The sequence below is a fragment of the Microcystis sp. M165S2 genome, assembly GCF_020245885.1.
In the GTDB taxonomy this organism is placed as follows: Bacteria; Cyanobacteriota; Cyanobacteriia; order Cyanobacteriales; family Microcystaceae; genus Microcystis.
Window position 1 is genome coordinate 1 of the sequence record NZ_JADBTZ010000043.1, and the last position, 3,737, is coordinate 3,737.

General features: G+C 42.1%; 3 protein-coding genes and 2 pseudogenes. 4 read left to right on the plus strand and 1 reads right to left on the minus strand.

From position 1 onward, the window contains the following. The first annotated feature begins 227 nt into the window (after positions 1-227). Positions 228-638 carry an Hsp20/alpha crystallin family protein gene (locus IM479_RS02345; RefSeq protein WP_287685416.1) on the plus strand — a complete coding sequence of 137 codons (411 nt, stop codon included), beginning with the start codon at positions 228-230 and terminating at the stop codon, positions 636-638. A 58-nt stretch (positions 639-696) separates the two neighbouring features. On the opposite strand, the gene hpf is transcribed toward IM479_RS02345, so the two are convergent. Then, positions 697-1,296 (minus strand): ribosome hibernation-promoting factor, HPF/YfiA family, encoded by a 600-nt coding sequence (gene hpf, locus IM479_RS02350; protein WP_287685415.1) that lies wholly within the window; start codon positions 1,294-1,296, stop codon positions 697-699. A 486-nt stretch (positions 1,297-1,782) separates the two neighbouring features. On the opposite strand from hpf, the pseudogene IM479_RS02355 reads away from it, so the two are divergent. From IM479_RS02355 to IM479_RS02365, 3 genes and pseudogenes are all read left to right on the plus strand, one after another. Then, positions 1,783-1,926, plus strand: a pseudogene (locus IM479_RS02355) (lipoyl(octanoyl) transferase LipB); the annotation flags it as partial. A gap of 120 nt (positions 1,927-2,046) precedes the next feature. Next, positions 2,047-2,931 (plus strand): annotated as a pseudogene (locus tag IM479_RS02360) (IS4 family transposase); the annotation flags it as partial. Positions 2,932-3,305: 374 nt separating this feature from the next. After that, on the plus strand, positions 3,306-3,737 hold a 432-nt coding region (locus IM479_RS02365; protein WP_287685411.1), incomplete at its 3' end, for a Uma2 family endonuclease.

Sequence of the window (3,737 nt, forward strand, 5' to 3'; positions counted from 1 at the left end):
CCCACACCCCACACCCCACACCCCACACCCCACTTCCCACTTCCCACACCCCACTTCCCCACTTCCCCACTTCCCCACTTGCCACTGATAACTGATAACTGATAACTGATAACTGTATCGGTTATTGCGACTTTTTATTTCCTGAAAACCGCCTTGTGGAAGTCAAGTTAGTTGCTTAAGATGGAGATAATCGCAGTCAGAGAAAACCTCTCAAGGAAATTATTACTATGGCTTTCACTCTTTATTCTCCCTTCCTAGAAATTAATTCTGTCCAACGTCAAATCGATCAACTTTTTCAAGAAGTATTACCGACAACTTCATTGGTATCTCGTCCCCCGGTGGAAATCTCCGTTAACGAGGATTCCGTGGAATTAAAAATCGAATTACCCGGTATGGATATTAAAGATATCGATGTGGAGGTTAGCAAGCAAATGGTGGCTATTAATGGGCAACGTGAATGCGCTGCCGAGGTAGAAGACAGCGAATTTTATTATGGTAAATTTAGTCGCTTGATTACCCTGCCAGTAGAGGTGCAAAATAGCCAAGTTACCGCTAACTATCAAGACGGTATTCTTTATCTCACCCTCCCGAAAGCGGCGGCAGAAAAAAATAAAGTGGTTAAAGTTAATCTTGGTTAGATGAGAAAAAGACTGGAGAATTTCTCCAGTCTTTGGTTTTATTTGTAATCGCTAACTGTTAATGGAGTTCTTTGCCATTTAGGTTGACGGGACGGGGTTGAATAACACCAAAACCGCCGTGATTGCGTTGATAGATAACGTTGATTTCGTTAGTGTCTTTGTTGCAGAACATAAAGAAATCGTGATCGACTAATTGCAATTGTGTTAGTGCTTCCTCAATAGTCATCGGTGGCATGGCAAAGTATTTCATCCGCACTACTTCCGCAGGTAATTCGGGAGTGCGATCACCAATTAGGCTATCATCTAAGGGTTTCTCTTGCACCACCTCGCTAGTTTTAACGGTGGCGTTGGTGCGATGATCCACCAATCTTTCTTTATACTTGCGGAGTTGACGAGCGATTTTATCAGAAACTAAATCAATACTCGCGTACAAATTTTCGCTTCCTTCTTGAGCGCGAATCACTGTTCCATTAGCATAAACCGTTACCTCCGCTTTGTGACGATCGGGAATGCGTGCATTCTTTTCCACGGAGAGGTGAACATCGACCTTTGTGGTTATGCCGTTAAAATGTTTCACCGCTTTCTCCAGCTTTTGTTCCACATAATCATGAATAGGTTCGGTGACAGCGATATTATTGCCCTGAATCAATAGCTTCATACTCACTACTCCATCTAAAAATTTTGCTATGGACTGCCCACATCAACTATTTTTAAGGGATGTTGATGCCAGGAATTTAATCCTCAAAAAAACTGCTCGATCGCGCTGTTGATTGAAAGTCAATTAGAGGTCACAGTCTAGATATTGTCGGTGTTCTCGTTCTCTTTTTTTTGTCGGATCGCACGGAAAATTCATCGGGTCGAGCGCCTATTTGCAACTGGATTTATCTACCTCTATTCTAACAAGTTTCTCTAAACCTTCTCTTAACAGAAATGCGAAGTTCTGTTAACTTTCATTTAAAGAAACTGATTTTTGCCGCCAGCAAGGGAATCCGGTGATTGTTTCTCCCGTTCGACGGTTAACCTCGGAATAGATGGGATAACCTTAGATTAGCACTTAGTATTCTCCCCAACATCTATATCTTCCCTTCTTTTAATTTTCCTTTGCGCTCCTTCACATTTCTTAAATAATTTGACAAATCTCGCAATGAATGCTCAAAAAATACCTCGTCCCTGTGGGCTAAAAATTTGGGCAATTACGCCCTATTCTTTGGCAACAGCGATCGCTGGTGGGGCGAGAATTGCTAATCCCGACTTACCTGATATCCTGCTAATACTCGAACAGCCCCCGTTTATACCCTATCCATTAGTCAGATCTTTCTTAACAAAAAGAGAAGAAACTTAAAAAAAAGGGAAACGATTGATCGGTATAGTTTTGAAAGAAGGAATCAAGGTCGAGGTGAGCAAAAAAATGGAGAAATGGGCAGCCCAAGAATTACAGTATGCAGACCTAGGCGATACCAGAAGAAAGAAAAGGTTAATCAGTATCGTGGAAAACTTGGCCAGCCAAATTAGTACAAGTGTGCCACAAGCTTCGGGAAATCTAGCGGCAGCGAGTGCCACCTATGACTTTTGGAATTCCCCCTATTTTCACCCCTCAGATATAATTGCCGCCCAAGCTAAAAGTACAGTAGAAAGAATCAAAGAACATCCAATAGTTTTGGCAGTGCAAGACACAACCAGTTTAGACTTTACGACACAAAAAGCCAAAAAAGGAATGGGTTATCTAGATTGTAAAACCTCCTTTGGTCTCAAAGTTCATACCACATTAGGAGTGTCCCCGGTCGGAATACCTTTAGGACTGATTAATCAATAGGTCTGGGCAAGAGAAGAAAAGAATTTAGGGATTGCCAAGCAACGAAAAAAAAGAGAAACCCAAGAAAAAGAAAGTCAAAGATGGTTAAATTCTTGCTCAGAAACACAACAACAAATACCCGAAGATATTCAAGTAGTAACAATCGGAGATTGTGAGGCAGACATATTTGATTTATTTGCCCAGTCAAGAAATCCTAACTCTCATTTATTAATCTGAGGAACTCATAACCGAAAAGTTAACTATCTCGTCGAAGACAAGGAAAAGTCAGGGCATCCAGAGACTAAATATTTACATCAATCCATCAGAGAAATTAAAGCCTGTGGTAGCCTAGATGTGCAAGTAAAACGCAATCCTAATCACGAGGCTAGACTAGCTAAACTAACAGCTAGATTTGCCAGTTTTGAAATACAAGTACCTAGCCATTACCTCAAGGCGAACCCTCGTCAACCTGTCAAATTACAGGTGATTTTAGTAGAGGAAGCAAGTAGGTTATTGCTGCTATCAAAGACCTGAAAAGAAGCAAAAGTACCAGATCCTTCAGAACCACTATTAAGTGCAAAACCAAATTTTAAGAAATCTTTCGCTCCTACAAGAAAATCAACCCTTCTCGACTTTATTAAAAATTTAGATGTAATCCTAAATCCTGTTATTAAAAACTGATTATTTATTCCCCCTTTCGCCGTTCGGCGGTTCGACCGACCTCACCGTCGAAGCCTTTTGCCTGTCCTGATATGTAGCCTATACTCAACGGATTTAGTATAAGGCAAAGTCGTCCTTTTAGGACAGAGTTTCAAACCGAGGATTTGCGATGATACAATAAAGTTAGGCAAAAATGCGATCGCAAGAGATAAAGCATGGTTCAAGCACCCATCGAACCCCAACTTTTCTATCCTGACTCCGACGGTAAACCTATGGCCGACAACACAGTTCAATATCGCTGGATTGTTCGCTTGGTTGCCAATCTCAAGTATTTATTTAAGGGGCAAACCGTCTTTGTCGCCGGGGATTTGCTCTGGTATCCCCAGCAGGTAACTGTACCACCCGCTCCCCGTCAAGCTCCCGATGCCATGGTGGTTTTCGGTCGTCCACCGGGTGAGCGGGGCAGCTATAAACAATGGGAAGAAGACAATATTGCTCCCCAGGTGGTGTTTGAAATCCTCTCTCCGAGCAATAGTGCCAGGGAAATGCTCAAAAAGCAGTCTTTCTATCGGGAGCATGGGGTATTAGAAATGTTTTTCTATGACCCAGACTCCCATGATTTCTGGGGATTGGTGCGGGCCAATCAG

Bases quoted from the DNA above. Each gene is read 5' to 3' on its own strand.
- IM479_RS02345 (WP_287685416.1), top strand. From the start codon at position 228: ATGGCTTTCACTCTTTATTCTCCCTTCCTAGAAATTAATTCTGTCCAA.
- hpf (WP_287685415.1), bottom strand. From the start codon at position 1,296: ATGAAGCTATTGATTCAGGGCAATAATATCGCTGTCACCGAACCTATT.